General features: G+C 58.8%; 18 protein-coding genes. 1 reads left to right on the forward strand and 17 read right to left on the reverse strand.

The genetic code is table 11. From position 1 onward, the window contains the following. Window positions 1-5 precede the first annotated feature (5 nt). The 8 genes from WG898_RS18765 to WG898_RS18800 all read right to left on the reverse strand — a co-directional run bounded on the left by WG898_RS18765 (window position 6) and on the right by WG898_RS18800 (window position 7,257). The gene (locus WG898_RS18765) at window positions 6-1,556 is read right to left on the reverse strand and encodes a type II secretion system protein GspD (protein WP_339604306.1); all 1,551 of its coding nucleotides are present in this window, start codon (window positions 1,554-1,556) and stop codon (window positions 6-8) included. Between the two features lie 24 nt (window positions 1,557-1,580). Then, on the reverse strand, window positions 1,581-2,687 hold the full coding sequence (locus tag WG898_RS18770) for a TcpQ domain-containing protein (protein ID WP_339604307.1): 1,107 nt from the start codon (window positions 2,685-2,687) through the stop codon (window positions 1,581-1,583). Between the two features lie 16 nt (window positions 2,688-2,703). Beyond that, the gene (locus tag WG898_RS18775) at window positions 2,704-3,060 is read right to left on the reverse strand and encodes a hypothetical protein (RefSeq protein WP_339604308.1); all 357 of its coding nucleotides are present in this window, start codon (window positions 3,058-3,060) and stop codon (window positions 2,704-2,706) included. A 37-nt stretch (window positions 3,061-3,097) separates the two neighbouring features. Beyond that, window positions 3,098-4,117 (reverse strand): plasmid segregation protein ParM domain-containing protein, encoded by a 1,020-nt coding sequence (gene parM, locus WG898_RS18780; RefSeq protein WP_339604309.1) that lies wholly within the window; start codon window positions 4,115-4,117, stop codon window positions 3,098-3,100. A 62-nt stretch (window positions 4,118-4,179) separates the two neighbouring features. After that, window positions 4,180-4,458: an IcmT/TraK family protein gene (gene icmT / locus WG898_RS18785; protein WP_339604310.1), complete on the reverse strand. Its 279-nt coding sequence runs from the start codon at window positions 4,456-4,458 to the stop codon at window positions 4,180-4,182. Between the two features lie 3 nt (window positions 4,459-4,461). Continuing rightward, window positions 4,462-5,682 carry a type IV pilus twitching motility protein PilT gene (locus WG898_RS18790; protein WP_339604311.1) on the reverse strand — a complete coding sequence of 407 codons (1,221 nt, stop codon included), beginning with the start codon at window positions 5,680-5,682 and terminating at the stop codon, window positions 4,462-4,464. Next, window positions 5,679-6,584, reverse strand: a complete 906-nt coding sequence (locus WG898_RS18795; RefSeq protein WP_339604312.1) for a type IV secretory system conjugative DNA transfer family protein — start codon at window positions 6,582-6,584, stop codon at window positions 5,679-5,681. Before WG898_RS18795 ends, WG898_RS18790 begins: the two co-directional genes overlap by 4 nt. A gap of 10 nt (window positions 6,585-6,594) precedes the next feature. Then, a complete protein-coding gene (locus tag WG898_RS18800) occupies window positions 6,595-7,257 on the reverse strand; it encodes a DotD/TraH family lipoprotein (protein WP_339604313.1) in 663 nt (220 codons plus the stop codon). A 119-nt stretch (window positions 7,258-7,376) separates the two neighbouring features. On the opposite strand from WG898_RS18800, the gene WG898_RS18805 reads away from it, so the two are divergent. Continuing rightward, window positions 7,377-8,528 carry a hypothetical protein gene (locus tag WG898_RS18805; protein ID WP_339604314.1) on the forward strand — a complete coding sequence of 384 codons (1,152 nt, stop codon included), beginning with the start codon at window positions 7,377-7,379 and terminating at the stop codon, window positions 8,526-8,528. A gap of 14 nt (window positions 8,529-8,542) precedes the next feature. Here the strand turns inward: WG898_RS18805 and WG898_RS18810 are convergent, their stop codons facing one another. The 9 genes from WG898_RS18810 to WG898_RS18850 form a co-directional block, all read right to left on the reverse strand. Further along, window positions 8,543-10,618, reverse strand: coding sequence for a type II toxin-antitoxin system HipA family toxin (locus WG898_RS18810; protein ID WP_339604315.1), 2,076 nt, complete (start codon window positions 10,616-10,618; stop codon window positions 8,543-8,545). 14 nt (window positions 10,619-10,632) lie between these two features. After that, window positions 10,633-13,299, reverse strand: a complete 2,667-nt coding sequence (gene recD2 / locus WG898_RS18815) for an SF1B family DNA helicase RecD2 (protein WP_339604316.1) — start codon at window positions 13,297-13,299, stop codon at window positions 10,633-10,635. A gap of 142 nt (window positions 13,300-13,441) precedes the next feature. Further along, window positions 13,442-14,704, reverse strand: a complete 1,263-nt coding sequence (locus tag WG898_RS18820; RefSeq protein ID WP_339604317.1) for a sigma-70 family RNA polymerase sigma factor — start codon at window positions 14,702-14,704, stop codon at window positions 13,442-13,444. A 14-nt stretch (window positions 14,705-14,718) separates the two neighbouring features. Next, window positions 14,719-15,615, reverse strand: a complete 897-nt coding sequence (locus WG898_RS18825; RefSeq protein WP_339604318.1) for a hypothetical protein — start codon at window positions 15,613-15,615, stop codon at window positions 14,719-14,721. Window positions 15,616-15,765: 150 nt separating this feature from the next. Beyond that, entirely contained in the window at window positions 15,766-18,759 is a 2,994-nt protein-coding gene (locus WG898_RS18830) for a putative type IV secretion/conjugal transfer ATPase (protein WP_339604319.1), read from the reverse strand. A 23-nt stretch (window positions 18,760-18,782) separates the two neighbouring features. After that, window positions 18,783-19,046 (reverse strand): hypothetical protein, encoded by a 264-nt coding sequence (locus tag WG898_RS18835; RefSeq protein WP_339604320.1) that lies wholly within the window; start codon window positions 19,044-19,046, stop codon window positions 18,783-18,785. After that, window positions 19,043-20,137 carry a hypothetical protein gene (locus WG898_RS18840; RefSeq protein ID WP_339604321.1) on the reverse strand — a complete coding sequence of 365 codons (1,095 nt, stop codon included), beginning with the start codon at window positions 20,135-20,137 and terminating at the stop codon, window positions 19,043-19,045. Before WG898_RS18840 ends, WG898_RS18835 begins: the two co-directional genes overlap by 4 nt. A gap of 235 nt (window positions 20,138-20,372) precedes the next feature. Beyond that, window positions 20,373-20,912, reverse strand: a complete 540-nt coding sequence (locus WG898_RS18845; protein ID WP_339604322.1) for a hypothetical protein — start codon at window positions 20,910-20,912, stop codon at window positions 20,373-20,375. 260 nt (window positions 20,913-21,172) lie between these two features. Further along, complete coding sequence (locus tag WG898_RS18850) at window positions 21,173-21,583, reverse strand: hypothetical protein (RefSeq protein WP_339604323.1); 411 nt, start codon at window positions 21,581-21,583, stop codon at window positions 21,173-21,175. Window positions 21,584-21,618 lie beyond the last annotated feature (35 nt).

Here is a 21,618-nt window from a genome sequence, read left to right on the forward strand (position 1 = left end):
CTGGCTTAGCGAACGGGGTTCACGATGTGCGGCGTGACTGTCACGAAAATTGTCTTGCGAGACTCTTTCGAGCTGTGCTGACCGCCTGTCAACGTGTTGATGAGCGCAGTCCCGGTGTTTCCAGAATCCTGAAAGTTTGCCAAGGCTTCACGCAACCCGTAGATGTAGGTTTCGCCAGATCGCAAATGAACACTCATCGGTAGAGAGCGACTCGAGCGCTGTGGCGTGCGGATGGTCTGGCCGCCCGATGATGCTTCCTCGATTCGGTCGATGGAACTGACGTCCAGGACACCCTTCAGCAGGATGCCGTCGCCGCTCAGGACGATGGGCAACACGGTCATTGAGAAGCCTTCAGTGACGGTGGACTGCTTCAGTGAGGTCTGCGTGCCGGCGTTCGGAACCGAGCTGGTCGTGACTTCGCTGAGGTAGTTGACCTCGCGCATTGAGTTCACAGGAACTGCCTCGCCCGACAGCACCATTTGCGAACTTTCGACGGCCACATTGGTGTTGCCCAATGTGCTGAGTGCATTCAGCATGAGTTGAGTGCCGGCGAACGGGCTAGTGGAGCCCTTACCCAACACTGCAGTCAGCGTGCCAGCAGCTGTGTTGGTGCCACCCGGTAGCGCCGAGGTGATTCCAAGGTCCTTGGCCATCTTTGTGAAAGCCAGATCCCACTTCATACCGAAGTCACGTCCGCTTGTCGTGTCGACGGTATAGGCCCGGATTTCAAGCGCAACTTGACGTGTACGAGTTGCATTGAGGTCCTTGACGTAGCTTTCAACAGCAGCCAAGGTTGATGGGGTTCCAGTGACTGTGATCGATTGCGTCGATTCCGAAACGGTGAACGATCCGTCCTTGCCATCACGCGACATCAGGTTCTTGATGTCGTTTTGGAGGCCCTTCCAGAAGTCGAGTTTGACCGCGTACTTCAGATCCTGGCCAGCAGAAGCGGATGAGGTTGCTCCCGTAGAACCGCCAGCCGCCCCCCCGGAACCACCAGTGCTGTTCCGATTCCCGACCTGGGCGCTCATGTCCGTCGTCCCGGGCAGAACAGCAATCTGGAACACCTGGGTATCAAATCGATAAATTTCGACCGACCCACCACGGTACTTCCAGCTCATGTTCTGCTGAGCGGTCAGCAGATTGAGCACCTGGCGGAGATCTCCTTCGCTGCGGAAACCCGCATTCAGAATTTTTTCTTCGACATCCTTCAGGACGTCGGGAGCAAACGAAAAGCGAAGGCCGGTTTCTCGGGACACCATGTTGGTGACATCGCGGAGGCTCGAACGCGTCTCGAATCCGATGCTCAGCGCTGAACGAAAGACGGCCGGCAGCTGTGCTTCCTTCAGTGAAACGGATCGCTTGTTGACCCAGATGCCATCGGACTCGATTACGCGCTGACTTGCTACCGGCTGAACGACGGCATCGAATTGCCGATTGACGTCGGAGGCTTTCGCCTGGCCTTCGTACTTGGCAATGGTGTGATCCACCACTGCGCAGCCGCCGAGCGTGCTGGCGACAAAGGCGATGATCGAAAGCTTGGTAAAAAGATTCATCATTACTCCAGTTCGATGCAGCGCTTAGTGCGCGCTAGAGTTCTTGACCGTCGCCATGTCGCCAATCGCACTTGCGGGACCTCGGGCAGGCGTCACAACTTGTTTCTCGAATCCGGCCGGCTTGACGTCTGGAACCTGGTGAAGTCGAACTTCAACGACGCGATTGCCGCGGAAGAACTCGATCTGCAAAGGAAAGTCGGCATCGCTGTAGGCAGTGATGACCTTGGCCATAGCTCCGGCAGAGCCCAGCAGTTCACCTGAAAACTCAACCTTGGCATCGACTGGGTAGTCGATCACGCTGTCCCCATTCACTGCATTCCAGAGCAAGTTCCAACCGGCTGCGTTTGCCCAGCGACGCAGGTTTTCACGCAGCGTGTGCTCTGTCGACAAGACCCAGACCACCTCCTTCTTGGCTTCCGGAACCTTCGATGGCTCAACAGAGGCCGCAACAGCGGTTGCTGCTGCAACATTGGCGGCCTTCGTGGCGTCAGCCTTAGGCGCTTCAGAGGTCGCTCGAACCTCAACACCCTTGCCGGGACCTGCAACCAGTGGCTGGGTTACTTCTTCTTTCGGCGCCGGGGCAAAGAACATCACTTCGTGAGTCTTCCAGTCGACGTGAGCTCGCATGTCGCGATCTGCCAGCAGGCCGTGGAGAACCATCGGCCATGTGCGATTGCCACTCCAACTCACTATCTGATCGAGCTCCAGGTCCTGGTCAGAATAGGCGCCCCATCCGGTGGGAAGAATCTGGCGAAGTGCGTCTTCCAGGGTCACATTGCGACCCATACCCTTGATGGCTGGAAGCTCAGAAGGCAGCTCTCCGGACTGCGTGATTCGAGAGGTCAACTTCGACTCGAGGTCAATGCGCTGACGATTCATTCGAGCCAGCCTATCCACCTTGGCTGAGGTGTCGACATTCCGACCGCCAGCGACAGCTGATTGCTGCGATTGAGCGTCCGCGTACTTGGAAACGGACGAAATCGGCTGCGCCTGGGCTGGCTTGGCAGCCACAGGCGGCGAGCTTTCAAAGAGAAAGCCAGCGTGCGCCATGCAATGCTGACCAAGCATGGCAACTGCCAGGCTGACCTGCAGCGCGATTGCGCTGAGACGGGGGGTAGTTCGCTGGTTCATTGAAGCTGCTCTCGTTTCAGTTCTTGCTTGACTTGCCTGTTGTGAAGAAGTCCTTAAGGACTCCTGCCGCCTTAATTGGGACTGCGATCTCATCGCCTTCGCCATCACTGCCAACTTCAGGCTGGCCTGAAGACGCCGGTGCTGGTGGTGCTGGTGCTGCCGGTGATCGCGCGATGGACGCGACCTTGTTCTCCATTGGTGCAGGAGACAAATCACGGACTGCCGGAGCAATCCTGGAAATGCCCGCCTGCTGTGCATCCAGTGCAGCCATCCCAAGCTCCAAGAGTTGCCGCAGGAACAGCCCCTTGCGATTGCGCGGGGTCTGGTTGTACGCGTCTAGCAGCCGCTGCTCAAAGGGGACTTCGTCACTCAAGCGAAGAGGAACAATCGTGACCCCCATCACCTATCCCTTACAGGCTCAGGAATTTTGCGAAGCCACGAGCGTTGGCCAACTCCGGCTGAGCGGGAATCGACACGTTCGGGTAGCTCTTGGCTACGTCCTTGAACAGGTAGGCACCGCCGCCAACCAGCAGGAATCGGTCCACATCGGGTGACTTGCCCAGGCGACGACTCACCTCGCGAAGCACAGTGTCAGTGCCGCGCCCGACGGCTGCATCGATCTCAGCGCCGATGTCATGCATCTTGCCGTACACCTTGATCTGGCGGTCGCGCAATGCCTTCTCGACCATGGCGCTGGGGATGTCAACGCCGAAACGAGCTTGCAGGGCAACGGCGACGTCCCCCACGACATCCAGGACGCCGATATCGGCCGAACCGCATCGCGCGTGATCGATGCGCCGTCCCGGCAGAACAACTGCCGAGTCGGTGGTGCGACCACCAATGTCGATGATCGCGACGGTCTCATTGGGATCAGCTCGCAGGTTACCCTTGTCATCGACAGCGTAGTCCACCCATGCGGCCAAGCCTTCAGGATAGACCTCGTGACGCACAATGATCGCGGTGTCGCTGTCGTCCATAGCGCGAACAGCTACCTCGAGGGACTGCTTCTTGCGGTCAATCAGGACTTGATTCGGCTCGCCACCCTTGTAATACCAGCCCAGCGGTAGGCCAGTAGCGATGACCACTTCCTTTCCGCCCAGGCCAGCCGTGCGAAGAGCATGGTGAATGATGACGCGATTCATCGGCGACGTCGGATAGTCGTCGAAGCGAGCTGACTCTGCATCGGCCAGGTCGCCCACGGTGAACTGCACGCCAGCCGTGTCATAGCAAGGAATTACCGAGCCTTCCGTAGCGTCGCCGCCGATCACCGTCGTGCCTTGGATGCCAGATCGAGCACGGCTCGGCATGACGAAGGTGCGAGGCGCTTGACCCGGATCCATGATAACGAGGTCGGTTGCAGCATTCCCATCGTCGCAGCCGACGAAGATTTGGCCCTGTGCCTTGGCTGCGGTATCTGTCTTCTTGCTCATGTTGAATCTCCGTGAACGTGGCACTCTAGCCGTGCATAGCATATATGATACACCATTGGTGTTCAGTTGTCCAGTCGTTTGCTGAACATCGACTTGCGTCGCTTCACCTGCTTGCCTGCGATCCATGCTCGAACCGCCAGCAATGCCACCGGCGGCGAGTATCCAAAGTTCTCGATTACCGTCATCACGGCAATCGTGGATACCAAAACGCCAAGCGTCCACCAACGGATATGCAGCAAAAACAGCATCAAAGGGACTGCAACGTATGCGCTCATGAAGAAGAGCCGAGCTGCGCGAGCGGACTCCCTCCAGAACCCCTGAAGAATCTTGAAGCCCTTCATCGATCAATCTCCTCCGAATCCGATATCTTCAATTAGGTCGGACCGCGACTCACGTTCGAAGATGCTCATGTAGTCGGCCGAAATGTGTCCGGCATCGAACGCTCGCTGGGCGGCGCTCAGCATGGTCTGGCCACGCTTCTCAACTAGCTTCGACACAACGTGAACTGCTTCACGAAGCGATGAAACCACCCGAAGATGATCCCGCACGGTCTGGTCGAAAGGTAGAAACTCGCGCAAGGCGACTCGTCCCTTGCCGTCGGCCCGCGGAACCAGGCGCTGGACAACAATCATGCGCAAGGCCTCCGAGAGCTCGAAGACCTTTGTCATCCGCTCAGATGGAGGGAACATGTTGGCCAGACGGGAGATCGTCTGTGCCACCGAGTCGGCATGTACCGTTGTGTATACCGTGTGACCTGTCTGCGATGCTTCGAGCGAAGCGCTTACGGTTTCGCCATCACGGGTCTCGCCGACCAGAATGATCTTTGGAGCGCGACGAAGAGTGTTTCGGACACCGCGTGCAAAAGACTTTAGATGGCGAGGGATCTCGTGTTGACTAACGATAGTTGTGGCGCGGTCGATGTCGTCGTAGGTGAACTCAATCGGCGCTTCGAGGGTAATGATTTTCTTGTGCGAATCCGGATCCTCGATGATCTTGCGCATTCCGCCAGCCAGGAGGGTGGACTTGCCAGACCCTGTCGGGCCGACAACGCAAACCATCCCCTGCTCGGGGAAGAAGCTTTCAACGATACCTTCTTCGATGCCCATCTCGGACAGTCGCATGGGGGTCGACTTGATGCTCCGGCATGTGATCTGCATGCCATTCTCGTCACCGCGGGCCCAACAGCCGGTGATATTCACCCGGAAGCCCATCTTCTCGACCTTCGGGGTTGAGCCATTGACACCAGGCGTTCGGATCACAACAGGATGCCTGGTGTCGATATCCTCGCCACTCCGGATCCGTGACACGCCGGCGGATCCATAGATGTAATTGGTGATGAGCTCGATCTCGTTGCTATTGAACGAGCGCTTCGTCAGGCGAATGTTATTGCCGTCGATGTAAGCGAAGACAGGCTCTTCAGTCTGGAGTGTTATGTCTGATGCCCCCTTTCTCGTTGCGTGAATGAGCAAGTTGTCGAAGTCTTCCTTCTGAAAGGAACGGGGCTCATCGGGAAAGCCGAACTCAGGGATGTAACCGGGCCAGGGGTTGCTGAAGAGGGAGCTCATCGACCTTTGTCCTTGACCATGCCGGAAGCTTGCGCCTCTTTCAGCATGCGCGCAGCCAGTTCAGGGTCGGCTGCGCTCCGAAGTCGGTCGGCTGTGCCGCTGCGGGCATTGCCGTTCCACTTTGTCGGGTCCCCAACAAAGTCCGGGGATGCGGTGATGCGAAGGAAAACTTCTCCAACATGCATCGATCCATCGTCTGCACGAATGACACCCTGGCGAGTCGAGGCAACATATGGTTTGGTCACCATGCCCGCCTCCAGCATTTGGTGGTATTTCACCATTCCAAGGAAATCGCGCTGCAAGCGGGCGAAGTTCTCTTTCAGGATGCTGTCTGCCTGATCGCTGCCTAGCTTGAACCCCTCTTCAACGGCCGTCTTCCACAGGTTTCGCTCTTGATCGTTCTGAGGCGAGACTGCGGCAACCACGTTCTTGTCGAACTCGTAGCCCATCATCAGATAGGCGCGCCAAGTGGGTGGGGCGTACGAAAAACGGGCCTGCTGCTCGATGCGAAACACTTTGCCGATTACACGCAGCAAGTCGTCGTTACTCTGATCGTAGACGTCAGAAGTTTCCGACAACACGGGAGGGACGACATTACCCTCCATGAGTAGAGCCTGAAAGTTGTAAATAACGTCTAGCTGATGCGCCTGACGATCCAGCCTGGCAAGGTTCTCATAGGAGCGGCGCGCAAGACCAGCCTGTGCTCCAAATGTGACCGCTGTTTCGCGGATAGCGTTGAACCGAATCGATGGCATCCCTGCGGCTTCTGGGGATGCGGGATTCTCGCGAAGGATCTCGTCCAGGCCCATCGGAGGCTTTGATGCCGCCTGCGCTTGGGCCGACACTGCCACGATCATGGTCAGTGCTGCGCACGCAAGGTGGTGGTTCAGGCGAAAATTCATGCTCTAGGCCTCAGCGCTGGAGGTAACGGACGCTGATAGTCCGATTCGATTCCGACACCAGAATGTCCGCCGACGTCCCAGCAATCGCCCCAATGTCTCGGAGCAGGTCGAAAGCGGAGCGGTTGTCTGCGCTGATACTGATAACGACTGGCACGACGCGGAAGCCAGTCGCCGCACCCATCTGCCAGCCAGCCTCTTGGGCAACGCGACTCAGCAACTGTTCCAACTCTCCGGTCCATCGAACCGTAATGAGTCGTTCAAGTCCTGCAGGCGGGACGGACAGAAGGCCACCCGAAGCGACCACGCCAGATGAACCTGCAATGATGGACTGCCCAACTTGAGGTGTGTATTGAAATGCGGGTGCTCTCGGCGCATCAGCATCAACGGCAATTGCGCTGCCGCGGGCAGCCATGCTCAATGCCCGCGGAGGGTTGACCTGTGTGGGTTGCGGGGCGGGCGCGCTCACTTCGCGCGTCGGCTTTTGAGCCGCAACAACACGAGAAGAGCCGGAGGCCTCGGACAGCTCTCGCAAGGCCTGAGTCGCGACGGCCGCATTGCTTGCGATCAGACCATCCACAGGGTCCCGCTCGATCAATGCCGGGGCAGGCGACGTAGCGCAGCCTGCAAGGCCGAGAATAGCCATAGCGAGAAGTAGTGAAGAATGACGTTTCATCAATGCGTCCTGAGTTTTGCTCGGTGACTGTGTTCTAGATATCACATACAGTATAGCGCAATCGTTGCAAGTTGACAAGTCTCGTTGATTTCCATTGAGCTCGCGAATCAGCAAAGAACATGTATCAATGGCGCCAATTGCTGACAAGCAATGGCCACTTCGTTGATGAATGCGAACGTGTATGGTATATTTCCGTCACCATCATGTCAACGACGCGCTACTCAAACGTAATCCCTGTACAGCTTGAAGACAATGCTCGGGCTGCCAAGATAACGCGCTCGCCTCAGACAGAGATGAGCTACCTTCGCCGGGCAATGTTGTTTGAGGCCTCAACGGCCAAAGTTCTCTCCATTGCCAACCCGTCAGCCCAAGTTATCGCTGCTCATGCCCTTGAGATGCGCGCCGAATGGTCAAAGTCATCATGGCGCCAAATGAAAGCGTCGCTGATCTTTCGCTTCGAGGCCATGGGTACTCAGGCGGCTGCAGATGCCGTCATGCTTTTGCGTGAAGGTCATCAATCCGTCTGCGCAAAGAGTTCCACACGGACCTCTGGTCGCCGAGCCAAGTCTGTCGGGGACGATGCGTTTCAGGCTGTTGTGAAGCGTGTCATGAAGTCCGCGAGTGAGTTCAGTTCAATCTTGTCTACATGGCTGCTCTTGGGTTCGCGAATCGGCCTGCGTCCGCACGAATGGGGTCAGGCCGAGCTCATCTATGCCGAGGCCAAGGACGTTGGCGACACCGGGGAGACTCGCGAGTCCGCCCTGCCCTACCTCCGGATTCGAAATGCCAAGAACACCAATGGGCGGTCCCATGGTCAGTATCGGCACCTCAACCTTTCGGCTCTCGATCCGAAGCTGATTGCCGTGGTGTCGGACTTCGCCAAGCTCATGACCGGTGTCACCGAGTCGGGCGAGTACCCGCGCATCTACGAGGGGTGCCGAAAGCTGCTGTTCAGGATCAACTCCGATCTGAACAGGAAGAACTCCAAGCGCTGGGTCCAGCTTTACAGCACGCGTCACAAATTCTCCTCCGAAGCGAAGAAGCAGTTGTCCCGTGAGGAAGTGGCGGCGCTGATGGGCCATGCCACCAACAAGACAGGCGGCGAGCACTATGGCCGCCGGATCAGCGCGACCGGAACATTGGGCCCAAGGCCGATTGCCTCTGAGGTTGCTCGCGTCCGCATCGTGCGTCAGGCACAGGCTCGGCATAACGCGCGGAGCAGCCCGAGCGCGACGGGGCCGGACACCAAGCCCGAAACCCCGGGCACCTAAAAGCCTCCAGGCTCTTAGGGACCGTTCCTGCGGGTGGCAGCCGGCGCTGCTGGCGGGCGAACATATGAGCGGCGGCGCTCAGCTTCAATGTGGTCGTTGATGCTATTGGCGGCATCATCTTCAGCGCTGAACGAGCCGCTCAGTGATGCTTCATCGACGCCGGCGGTGGCGCGCTTGCGCTTGGCGCTTTCGATCTCCTCGATCATCATCATGCAGCGCACATCGAAGAGGCTCTTTGCGCGGTCAACGTGATCCACTGATGTCGAGTGATTTTTGATGGCCGCGGGGAGGTTGTCGGCGATCCGTCGGGCCCACATGGGGATAGCGGTGGCCAAGAAGTCAGCCATCGTGTCCACCTCGGCCGCATCGATGCCGAACTTCTTGCCCAGGGCCCTGAAGCCAGCAAGGGTGTGATTGCGGCTGCCGCCCAGCGAGATCGCCGAGCTCTTGGCGTCGCCAGGGTAGACCTGCGTGCACAGAACGTCGTACATCGGCGAAAGCCTGATGCTCGAGAAACCTTTGCGGATATCCTCGCTCTCCTTCAGGAGCAGCAGATTCTTCAAGTGCATGTCGCCATTGAAGGTCAGCCACGAGAACATCGCCTGAGTCAGGAGTCGCCGGCCGTCCGTTTCCGAGTCGGTCGAGTGCTTCATGATGACGTCGGCGACGTCCATCAGCTCACCCTTGTACTTCTGATTCTTGTCCTGCATGCCCGCGATGGACCAGAAGTCTTCCGTGAGGATCAAGCGCTTGTCGTTGAAATCCTTGCGGATGTCGAATCGCTCGACCAGGAGTCCAGGCCCGCGATCCCCGAGGTCTACAAGAGCGAACTCCTCCACATGCAATCCGCAGGCCTTGGCGATGGTCAGCGAGTACCACTCCATTGTGCCCAGAGTCGAGTAGGCGTTGGTGCCGGCGGAGACCTTCAGGATGTGCGTGAAGGCCTTGTCGATGGACAGGGAGAGATCGCCGTTTCCGGCCAGATTCGCTGGCAGCTTGACTTGCATGCCCGAGAGCCGCGGCATGCTGGGGTTGTCCTGCATCCGCACCAGGAACTCTTCATCGTTGGTGGTCTGCACCAGGGTCTTGTCCAGCCGCCCCCGGAACTCGAGGTGCGGCGTCTTGAAGCGCGCCAGCTCCCCCTCGAGCATGTCCGGAATCACTTCCTGGCCAGGCGAGTTCGACTGGTGGACCGTGATGTTGGAGATGTACCGGTGCGCATCACGGAAGGCCTCGAGCTGCTCGCCCATGGTGCCGTTGGCCTTGGGTCCCATTTCCGACAGCAGCGACGCCATGAAGGCTGGGACAGACCGCTTGCCAGGCCGCTCGCCCAGGGAAAGCTGAATCTGCACGCCGCGCTCGTAGTCGAAGCTCCAGATGTGACCGTCGTGCGAGAGTGTGGCCACGGGCGACTTGTGCCAGTAGACCTTCAAGGCCGTAATCGGCTTGATAGCTTCCGTGTAGTTGCCTACCCCATCCACGAACTGAGAGACCGACTTCAGCTGAGGCGTGAGTCCGTTGTGCCTGGCCAGGCCCTCCAGGCGGCGCATGAGCTGCTCACGGCCGCCCAGCATGCGCATCGCACGCTCGACCACGGCCGACAGGTCAGGGATATTCAGGTAGGTTGACTGTGGGCGGCCGCGCTGCACCTGGAAGTTCTTTAGGATCAGCATTTCATCGGCCATGCGCTTCACGGTCGAGGAGCCGAAGTCATCCTCGATGGTCACATGCTCGACTTCCCGGTTCATCCCCACGTCGAGCATCGACCTGGTGAAGTAGACCGTGAACACGCCGCCGATATCCATGGGCTTCCCGCCCCACGGCGTGGTGACGAGCATGGTGCGGCCGACCGGCTGCCGATGGTAGGCGCTCGAGCCGGCCAGGATGGCTCCGTTGATCGCCCTGGAGACGATCCGAGCGGCGTTGCGCTCAATCACTTCCTTTCGGTCTTCGGGCGAAAGGGTCGCGTTGAGGTAGACGCCTGGAGCGATTCGCTCCAGCTGCTTGGTGCGAACGCCATAGTAGGCGCGACCTTGGTCGATGTTCAGGTCGACCAGGTACAAGGGAGTGTCGAATGGATTGACGTTCATGGTCGGCTCTCAAATCATGCCCGAGGGCGGCGGAATAGCGAAGTGCGTTGGCCAGGCGTTGACGCCTGGGTTGCGGCAGCGATTGCTGCCTGCTGTATGGTTGGCGAGCTGGCAGCGGGAGTGAGTCGCGAGGATCCGAGAGTGGGCGTAGGGATTGCGTCCCCGAATGCGCGCCGAATCTCGTCAGCCAGGCCGGTCCAGCGGCGCAGCCCGGGCTTGCTCACTGCATGCTTCAGCGTAGCTAGGTCACCGACGATGTCCGACTGCTTCTTGCCGCGGGTCATGCCGGTGTAAATGATGCTGCGATTCAGCATTCGGCGATGGGACGGCGCCACGACGGTCAGAACGCCGGCGTACTCACTGCCCTGCGATTTGTGGACAGTCGTCGCGTAGGCGTGGATTAGGGCACGAAGCTCTTTCCCAGTGTGGACAACCGAGCGGTCGCCGAAGTCAACGGTGACCGACTTGTTCTCGACGTCGACGGCCGAGATGACACCCACTTCGCCGTTGGAGACCTTGAGCTTCTTGTTGTTGGACGTCCGCATGACACGGTCGCCAAGGCGGAGGCTCCACCCCCGAAGTTCGATCTCCGGCTTGCTCGGGCTGGCCGGATTCATGATCGGCCGAATGAGCTCGTTCAGAGCGTCGACGCCGACAGTCGTGTTCTTCTGGGCAGCCAGAATCTGGACGTTGTCGATGCCGAAGCGGTCGACCATGTCCAGGTACTTCTCGAGGACCGTCTGCCGGATTGCCGCTTCATCGGTGGCGCCGTGGAATCGGAAGTCCTTCTTGCCCTGCAGGTCCAGGCCCTCGAAGTCGCCGTTGATGATCTTGTGGGCGTTGACCACGATGTCAGAGTCCATCGCCGTGCGGTGGATCGTCTGAAGCCGCGTGACGGACACCTTGCCCGACTCGATGAGGTCGAGCAGCACTGCGCCGGGTCCAACGGAGGCCAGTTGATCGACGTCGCCGATGAAGACGACGCGGGCACCCTTGGGAATCGCATCCAGGAACGCGCGCGTCAGCGCCGTGTCCGACATCGAGAACTCGTCGAGCAAAAAAATGTCGCCCTTGAGGGGGTTGCTAGCGTCGTAGATGAAACCGCCCTCACCCTCTGGCTGGTATCCCAGCTTTGCGTGCATGGTGTCGGCAGGGTGTCCGGAGGCATCCTCCATCCGGCGGGCCGCCTTGCCGGTCGGCGCGCACATGACTACCTTCAAGCCGGCCGCGAGAGCGACGTCCTTGATGACCCTGGTGACGGTCGACTTGCCGCACCCGGGGCGACCAGTAATCACGGACACCGGCGAGGCGAAGACATTGGTCACCGCGTCTGACTGATCCGCATCCTTCAGATGCACAGCCGCAGCCCTGGCCTTCTTGACCAGGTTGTCATCCGACTTCCCGGCATCGGTCAGGATCTTGAGGCGCTGGGCAATGCCCCGCTCCATCTCTACGACCGAGGCCAGCGCCAGGCAGCTGGAGCCGTTGATGCTTCGCGGCACCAGGCGACCCTGCGTCACCATGGCCTGCAGGATGTCCTCGACGACCTGGATCTTGCTGTCGGACTCGAGGCCGGTCAGCTTTTGCACCTCATCGACCATGGAACCCATGGGCTTCGCGGTGTGCCCCTGCGAGGCCGTTGCTTCGAGCAGGTACTCAATTGCGCCGGCAATTCGCTCGCTTGAGTCAGCCCGGATGCCACGGCCGGCCGCAATCTTGTCAATCACGTCGAAACCAACACCCTCAACTGTTGCCAGCTCGTACGGGCGCTTCTGGGCGACCTCCATGGCCTTGTTGCCGAACTTGGCGTAGATCCGGGCAGCCACCTCGCCGTTGATGCCGTGCTTCGACAGGAAGTCCCAGATGTTGCGGACGATGAGGTCCTCAGCCCAGGAGTCGGTGATTCGCTTGAGCTTGGGCTCCGTGACTCCCCCTACACCCAAGAGTCGCTTAGGTTGATGCTGAATGACATCGAAGATGGACTCGCCGAACACGTCGTACAGCTTGTTGGCCACGGCCTGGCCAACGCCGTCGAGCGCGCGGACCATGTATGCCACCGCCCCATCCCTGTCGATTGGCACCTGCTCGGTGATGATTTGTGCGACGTACTGGGCGCCAAACTTCGGGTGCTCTTCAAGGACCGCCTTGGCGGAAATTCGCCGACCGACCTCGGCTTCGCAAGTCAACGTTCCTTGCAGCTTGAACGGCGCACCAGTCTTGCCCTGCACCAGGAGTCCGACCTTGCTGGATTTGCCGTCGGCGCCGAAGAGCACGCGAACAATCTTCCCGGAGACATCAACCAGGTCGGAATTCTTCTCGGCGGGCTTGGGCGCCGGAGCCGCCCGGGTCTGCCACAGCGTTGCCCGTGCTGGTGCAGCAGACGGCTTGGGGAGCGCCTGTGGCGCGAGGGCCAATGCAGGCTTTAGTGATGGCGCGCCTGGGCGCGTCAGGGTGGGCGTCGATGTGATCGGCTTGGCGCCGCCCCTGAATCGCGGCAGCTGAAATGGTGTGGCAGCAGGGGTGGGCGCGGCGGCTGGCGCCGGCGCAGCAACTTGGGCCTGGACTGGAGGCGCAGCCTCAGCCTTGGCGCCGATCTGCGCGCGTGCACGAGCCATGCGCTCCTTGAGGCTCAAGGCAGGGGGAGACCCGCTGTTTCCAGAATTGCTGATGGGGGCAGACATGCCGACTCACTCGTTCGATTGGAAACAAGATGGCCGGAAGAGCTCCGGCAGCGGCACTGAGCAAAGGATTCTGCGCCAAGGTGTTTATGATATCACCTGCGCAGCATCATTTCAAGGCACCATCGACGTGGCGCATACGTTTCTAGGTTGAGGCGGGCTCAGCCAAAGGCTTTGCCACTTTGGGCGGCCTGCCAAGCTTGCGAGGAGCCTTGGGGTCGATCCCCGCTACTGCCTCGCTGCTGTCTGCCAGACGGCACAGGCCGCCGGAGCAAGTGAACAACCCCTGATTGCCGAGGTAGACGCGAGCAGTCGACTCGCGAATGCCGGCGGCGAGCATGGCCTGAACCAAGTCTGCACGCCGCACCGACTTCTGGCCCCTTGACCTGGCCAGCAGATCACGGAAGACCTTCACCATCAGAACCTGGATGCCACTGACACCTCGCCCGGACTGCCCTTTCAGCGGAGCCATAGGTCGGATCTCGTCCTCCTGGACGTCGAAACCAGCCAGCTCCAGGAGTGCCCGGAGGGCCGACTCGGGGATCGTCATGTTTTCATCGGCGTACGACGACCTGTTGTAGCGCTGATGGAACTCGTTGATCGCCTCGAATGAACCGTGCCCAAAGAGCTCAACCCGAGTCGTTGCCTTCCGAAGGAAGTCGTTGGCGGAGTTGAAAAAGGCAAACCAGTCGTCACCATCATGCCGGCCCAGGTGCACAGCAAAGGGACGCAAGAATGCGACCGCCTCGTTGGGCGCCAGCGCAACGCCGGACTTGTCGGCATACCGTTGCGCCAATTGGCCGGCTGCGACAATCCCTGCGCCACGAGAGTAGCGACGGGAGAAGTTGATGAAGTGCTCGAAGACCTCGGGCATCTCAATCGGAACGACGCCAGTAACCGTTTCTCGACGAACCTTGTCTGCGGCAGTCGCAAGCTTAACCCGCTCATCGTCGGCGAACTTGGTTCGTGCAGTCCACTTTGTCAGACGCAAGCCATGATGCACACCGAGAATATCTGCCATCCGCACGACACATGCCGGAGAGGCGTAAAGCGGCTCGAAATCGGCTGCGAGGGCGGACTGAATATCAGAGTCGGCACCGGGCGCGTGCTTCTCGATTCTTTGCAGAGCGGCGCCGAGGTTGGACTTAAGCATTTCGAGCCCAGCACCCCCTTCGGCCTTCAGGCGCGCCAAAGCCCCCTCTTCCAGCTCGCCTACGAGTTGTCGAATTCGCTCCGCCGAAAGACCATTCGAGACGCCACGAAGAGAACGCGGATCTTCGCCACCAAGGCCACGGAGCTGAATGAACACTTCTGCGCTTCGCTTGGACCCGCCAGCCTCTATCAAGAGTGCCTTTAGGTCCTCAGCGAAAGTGGCCTCGTTGGTGCGAAAGTCAATCAGATTTGCCAAGATCACCTGCCCAGTTACATTCCGCCGACGGCGTACCTCGGCTCGGCGTCAGGCAACTCAACGAGGCGCAGCGCTGGGCGGCCTTGAATTGCAGCTTGCTTTTCTGCCTCGTCTTCTGTTGCGTCGGATTCGTCAGCTCGGGACACAATGAAGCGCATGAGTTCCACCTTGCTCACGCCATTCACTCGCGATGCCACCCGAATGTCATCCCAGGTCAAGGCATCAACGCCCAGGAAGAGTTCATCGAACTCACCCTCGGTCAGATCGCGTGCGATCAGGCCTTCAATCAGTTCGTGATTGGCAATCGGCACGGTCGAATCTGCGCGGTCCTTGCAAACCCAGTCTGCCGATGGAACGAACGACAGATCAAACTTCTTGCTACCGGAGCCCACGAAGAGAGCTCGGAAGTGATCGTTCTGGACCACATGCATGCGACCGCGCCACTTGAATGCCCGGATGCCAGTTCCGACCTTCAGCTCAGCGGCACGGACGTTCCGCGCCAAAAGTCCGACACCACGCATCGCCTGGCGAAACTCCTCAGAGCCAGCCCGCGCCTTGATGCGGTCGACCTGGAAAATGTGAACCTGCCCTGCGGCGAAACGCATGACAGACAGGTCGATTCCCAGCACTTGGGCTACGCGCTTGATAGCGCCCTTCTTGATCGATCCGGCACCGTAATCATTGAAGATCGACTCCACCAACTGCATCGGGATGCCCGACGAGCGAGCGATTGCGTCCGCGTCGATGCCCTTCAGCATGGCAACAGAGCGCAATAGGAGCCCCGTTGGGCGACCATCAACAACGTAGCGCTCGAGCTCACTGCGATGCATTTGGACTCGCTGTGCGGCCGGGTGCGCCGGTCCCGTAAGTTCGCCTTGTTGACCTGCGGTAGCTACGGTATTGGTATGCATGCAATCCACTCCTTAATCGTGAAGGCCGCCTGAAGCGCGAATGAAATCCGCACAACAAACAAGTCATTGTTCACAGTATATCTTGTACGCTGCTTCTCGTCAATTGTGCCTGGTAGTGTCATGCGAATGGGACGCCGTGGCGTCCCATTCTTATGCGGCCTGCTTCAGCATTTGACGTTGCTCCCACCGATCCAGGGCCTCTTTTGCCACCTCGCTGACAGCATTGCTACGGCCAGCCTCGCGGAGTCGTTCGACGGCGGCTTTGGCTCCGCCTGGGTAGGCGGCCGCCAATGCCATCCGACCATTGGCTGCACCAATGGCTGAGCAGACAGCCTCCCGCACGAGTACATCTTCGCTGGTCGTTGAAAGCGCCCAGCGGGTTTCTAGACCCAGTGTCGAGACCAGTAGCTGGGTGAATGTCCCCTGCTGAGTGGTGATGTTTGCCAGCAATGGTGCACCAGAGCTCTTGGGACCGTTCACGTAATTCGTGAGCAGCTCACGTGCCGTGTCGTTGAAGCCGAAGAACTTCTGCAGTTCGCGGGCATTGGTTTCGCTGCCCGCATCAACGATGAACGTTCCGGTTGCGAATTCGCGCATGGTTGGAGGGAAATCATTTGCACCCTGGCTCGAAAGTACAACGCCAATGTTGTACTTGCGGCCTTCACGCATGTCGACGAGCACCGAGCCTTGGACCGAAGGGCTAGAGGCCGTACGGTGGAATTCGTCGTAAGCGATCCATTTGAGCTCTTCCTTGGTCTCCCGCACCTTCTTGAGGTGATAGTCGCGATACATCTCCGGCATCCGCATGGCTGCCACAGTGTCCTTGTCCATCCGGTAGTCCTTTGTGAGGACATAGGATGCCAAGAGATACATCACGGCAGTTTGCTTGTTGGCAGCGTCAGAACCGGACTTGGCAACTTCTTCCAGATTGATTGCCGCAACTCTCACTTCACCCATATCGAAGCGGGTTTCGACCGACAGATTCGGGAAGTCAACCAACGCCGAGGAGATCAAGCTCGAGAAGGCCTCAGGGAGACTCTGGCCAGACTCGACTGTGATTCGACCGAAGAGATCGACGATCTGTGGCGACAGGGCGACGCAGTCCTGAATGAGTGGCACAGCGAATCGCTGAGCCAGTGTCGCCTCATGTGAGTGCCCCTTGCTGAACAGAAAGTCAACGACACTCCACCAGCTGGTCTCGCGCGAAGAGTGGAAGCCGTAGTGTTCGAGAAGCTCGTCAACCTTGGGCTCAGTGGACTGGGAGTACCGCTTGGGTGAGCAGCGCGCGCCCTCGTCGCTGTAGGCGGCGTATATGTCATCCACCACTTTGGACGCCATTTCAGACATCCGCGCGTATGGGCTGCTGGATTCCGCCGGCGTAGCGATCTGTGTCAGGATGTTGACAATAAATGCTTTGTGCTCCGGGGTAGGGAATCTCGATCCCAATGGCAGGTCCATCGGATTGATGGCGTAGTCAACACTGGTCTTAAGTTTGAAGCCCTGGGCTTGGTGTCGCCGATTCTTCGGGAGAGAGTCCCGAATCATGTTGACGAAATACTGCGAGCTCGGGCCGATATCAACAATGCCAATGCGCGGCAGCTGGTGGATGCCGGGCTGCATGCAGGAGCTCAGCAACAAGTTCAGCATCTGCACCGACTTACCGAAACCAGGTCTGCCAAAGAAGATGTAATTCCAGGTTGACTGCATCGATGAGCCCGGCAGGAAAGGCATCACGCGCCCGTCCAAGGTTCGATACAGGATCGAACCGGCCTTCCAAGGGCTCGCAGGACGCATAACGGGCAACATGCGCGAAATGTGAGCGAGCGGGGCTACGCCGGCATTTGCTGCGCACTCCTCCGTCACGAACGGTACGGTAGACATCATGCCGAGCATCGAGTCGCCGGACACCTCACGAACCTCGCAGTTGCCCCAAGCAGACAGAGTCTGCGCGAGGCGCGCCGAACGGCGGACCAATAGTTCACGATTGCTGGCCGGCGCCCATGTGCAAAAGCTCATCCGGATTCGAACGTTCGTGTTCCCCTCGAACTCGACACGCTTGAGATCCTTCATGGCCTCGGCTATGCGCTGATTGGCACCCGACGTGATCGAGAGAATGGTAGACAGTGCATCCTTTGTCCCCATGTACTTCATGCCTCCGCCGTCCAGGCGGAATTGAGCGCGCCAGGGGATCTTTGCCGAATTCAGCTTGTCAAATAGCGCCTCGAACGGCATGACCTCGCGGGGCGGAATCTCAACGAAGACCGGAGCGAACGCGCGCTCTCCCACGACGACGAACTTAGAGTCGAGCCTGAAGGCATCACGTGGGAAAAGTTGCCGGGCAACGGACGGAATCTGAATATCCGCGTAGTCAAGCGAAGTTGCGTCTTCCCGGCGCAGCACACCGGGAGATTGCAATACAGGGATAGTGTCACCAACCAACGTTGGTTTCCAGTCTGGCGCCGTGAAGTCGGGATCAATCTCGAGACGCGCCACACGCAGCATGTCATGGACAGTGAGCTTCTCGCACATCAGGCCAGCACTGCGCAAGTCTTCATAGACCGACTGGACAGTCGCCTCATGCCGCTCACGAAGAGCGCGGATCGTCGAGAAGGGATCTTGAACATTGCGGCCGATGGGAGGTACCTTTCGTGCTGCAGCATGCAACTCCTTCACTCCATCGCTCGCCTCGCGCTTTGAGAGCAAGCTTGGGCGAGACCAAATGGTCATGTAGACAGCTTCGGCAGCCGTATGCTTTGCAACCTCGTTCTCATTGGCACTGATGATGTCACCGACCTCCAGACCGATGGCCTCGCAGGTCTTACGAACCCCGCTGGACATGGTGCGAAGTTGGCTGCGAACTGCAGAGGCATCGCGAGATGCAAAAACATCAATGGTGTGGCCAGGATTGTTCAGGAAACTCTGGAAAGCACGGGTGATGATGTCGACGGTGCGCTCAAACTCCTCAGGACCGACAGCGAACTTCATGCCATCGAGTTTGAGACCGGATACCAATGCGCCGCGCTTTGTAACAAGTGCGTAGTCTGTGTCTGCAGTCTCGATGTCGCAGTATGCAGGCATGTTGGTGTGAAAAACCTGCCCCAGAGCTGATGCGACTTCTTCGACGAATTTCGAGATAAATGTCATTTGATTCCTAGATGTCATATCGGTCAGGCTTGCTTGGAAGCTTTCAGCTCAAGGTTGCGCAGAATTCTTTCGATGGCATCTATGCCCTCTTGCATCGCCGCCTCTTCAGCGCCTTCTGAAACCCGATTCGCTGGTCCGAGTAGCAGCCCTTGGATTCGATCTAGTTCCATTAGAACTTCAGAGTTTCCGGAGATCCTGGCATTGAGCTCAATGGAAAAGAAAAGGTCCCGCTGCTGATCGCTGGACTCAATAGGGGCTGCAGGAATGATTCTCGGGATGCTATTCATTGCTGGCCTCCAAGCGGGACTTCATGGATCTCTCGAGCATGGAATGCGGCTTGCTCCAGATACTTCAGCCCAGTTGGATATGAGAGCAACTTCGAGGCTGCAACATGCTTTCGCAAATTCCGGAGTGCGCGGCGATTGATGGACACGGTCAAATGTGACTGTCCAACATAGGTGACATTGAAGTTTGATTGCGCGAGTGCCAAAGCCTCCTGGAGCATGTATGACCTGGCCACGGAAGCCAGCCAGGCTGCACGCACAGTGAATACCTGCGGCGTCGGCATACCTCTTTCAACTTGATTCAAGGCAGCGGCTGAGCTCACTGCATGCAAGTAGAGCTCAGCGAAGAGCCCAGCTGAGATCGATGCGGCCGCAGCAGGTGAGAACACAGGAGGCGGGATGACCAGCGAGGCTTGCGGCGACACCAGGTCCCCGGCAATAAAGATTCGCTTTGGCACGATATCAATTAATCGTGAAAGGGCGACGATTTCCGGCAGCGCCACCCAGCGCGAAGTGCCTGCGGCCAACTGGCGCGCCAGAGGAGACGTCATGCGGGCGCGAAGAATGGCATCGTCCATCGGTTCTTGTGAACCTACCGCCAGACGGGCGGCAGCTGCCTTTGCCTTTGCATTCGGCCCCTTGATCGTCACCTGGCAGATTACCGGCTGTCGATTGCCAATGGAGTGGCTCAGCGCCATGCCCGGGGATGGAAAGCGATCCATATCGACTTCGGACCAACCGCCCGCAGGAACTGCCGATGACAAAACAACCTGCGACAACCTCAGGCGATTGGCCGGAATCCGAATTGCAATGTCGCCAACAGCCGAGGAACTCAGCGGCGCAGCGGGCTTGAACATTCCAGGCATTGCGTCAAGCAAGTCAGCCGGCATTGCCTCGTGCCTGAGTGCAGGCGCGACGATTGGCTGGAAGTAACTCAATAGCGTTTGCGCGCCACTCTCTTCGAATGGCATCGAATTCGGGACCATCAGCCCGACCATGCCATGCACACGATTCAGAACCTCAGACACGCGTTGGACGACTTCTGGCGCTGGAGCGCCGTCACGTGCGCCCAACTCCTGGGCAATTGCAAGCATGGGCGTTGGTAGAAAGTTCCCGTGCCTCAAGAACGGTAGGCTTGCCCCGTTCTCCACCAAGAATTGCGATTCCGATGTAGAAACGATCCAGAGCCCACCGCGCTCCTGCAACGTATCAAGACCGGTAAATCGGAATGCCTCCTCACCGGCAAAGCTGGCAATGCCACCAGACGAGAGTCGGCCGCTCTGATTTATGAATGCGCACCCGAGCGACTGGCTGGTCACAATTTCTACCTCAGCCAAGCGCCGGTTCAGCGTCGAAGGAAACCGACGTTTCGTCGACCATGGCGGCAGCGCTTCGCTGCGCGGCCTCTTCGGCCAGTTTTGTCCAGGTCGGGACAGGGAACTGACTGGTGACAAGGCGCGAGACCTTGTCGATATAGGACTCGAAGGCCTTGGGATTTGGGAGGAGGCGCATTCCATCCACGCGAGCAGCGAGCTCGCTGGGCTTCAGCTTCGCTTCGCGCTGCACACGGACAAGCAGGCTGGCTACATGAACTGGGTTTGACAGGCTTTGGCGTGGCATCAAGGCCTTGACAGTGCTCCCACCGAGGAATGTTTCGATGGATTCAGCCCTACGCTCAAACGCTTCGTACAGGCGAGAGGAAGCTTGCGCAACGCCCTTGGCGTCTTCGCTTGAGCGATAGACACCCTGGCGACTGATGGCCACAAACATGGCCAAGCACAGCACATTCAGTTGCTCTTGAGGCATTTCCGGCAACCAGATCACTCGACCGGCTTTGGATCGGCCGGCATGGTCCAGATGCAGGCACATATGGCACAGAGGACACAGGTAGGCAGAGCGACCTTTACCCACACGATGCTCCTCAAGCAGCTCACCGTTCTGACCGCCAGGAGCATTGCATGCCTGGCACTCGCCGGGTCGGTCGGCTCCATTGGCGGATTGCCTGCGCCCGGGAATGCATGTCTGAACGGATACGCCGAGATTGAGCATTGTCTGAATACGTTGTTGATAATTGCGTTGAAGTCCAGCGGTTAGCCCGCCGGACCACTCAACGACTCAGGTACCGCGGCTTAGTTGCCGAAGGTCGGCGACGGCGGCTTGACCGTTTGGACAGTCCCAGTGCCGAAGATCGAGCCCATGCCGCCGCCGATGACGGTCGGAGCCGCGATACAGAAGACCGAGGCGATCAGGTACACGGCAATCAGGCCCGGGCTGCCATCCCGGCCTTCGGACTTCTTCCACTTCACCAGAGCGAAGATAAACATCGTGATGAAGATGATGCCAGCCAGATACAGACCGGCTTCAATCAGTGCGGTGGCGTCGACCAGCGAATTGGCCGCGTTCTTGGACATCTTGCCCAGGCTCTGGTTGTTCGCCTGCACGTTACCGAACGCACTGTTGGTTTGGGCAATAGCCATGGAGCTGAAAGCGAAGGCGCCGGCGGCGACCAGGGTGGCCTTGATACGGTTCTTGAACTTCATGTGACTCTCCAGTCGTTGAGGAAGGAAGGATTGAA

Source organism: Paucibacter soli (assembly GCF_037482845.1).
In the GTDB taxonomy this organism is placed as follows: domain Bacteria; phylum Pseudomonadota; class Gammaproteobacteria; order Burkholderiales; family Burkholderiaceae_C; genus Paucibacter_B; species Paucibacter_B soli.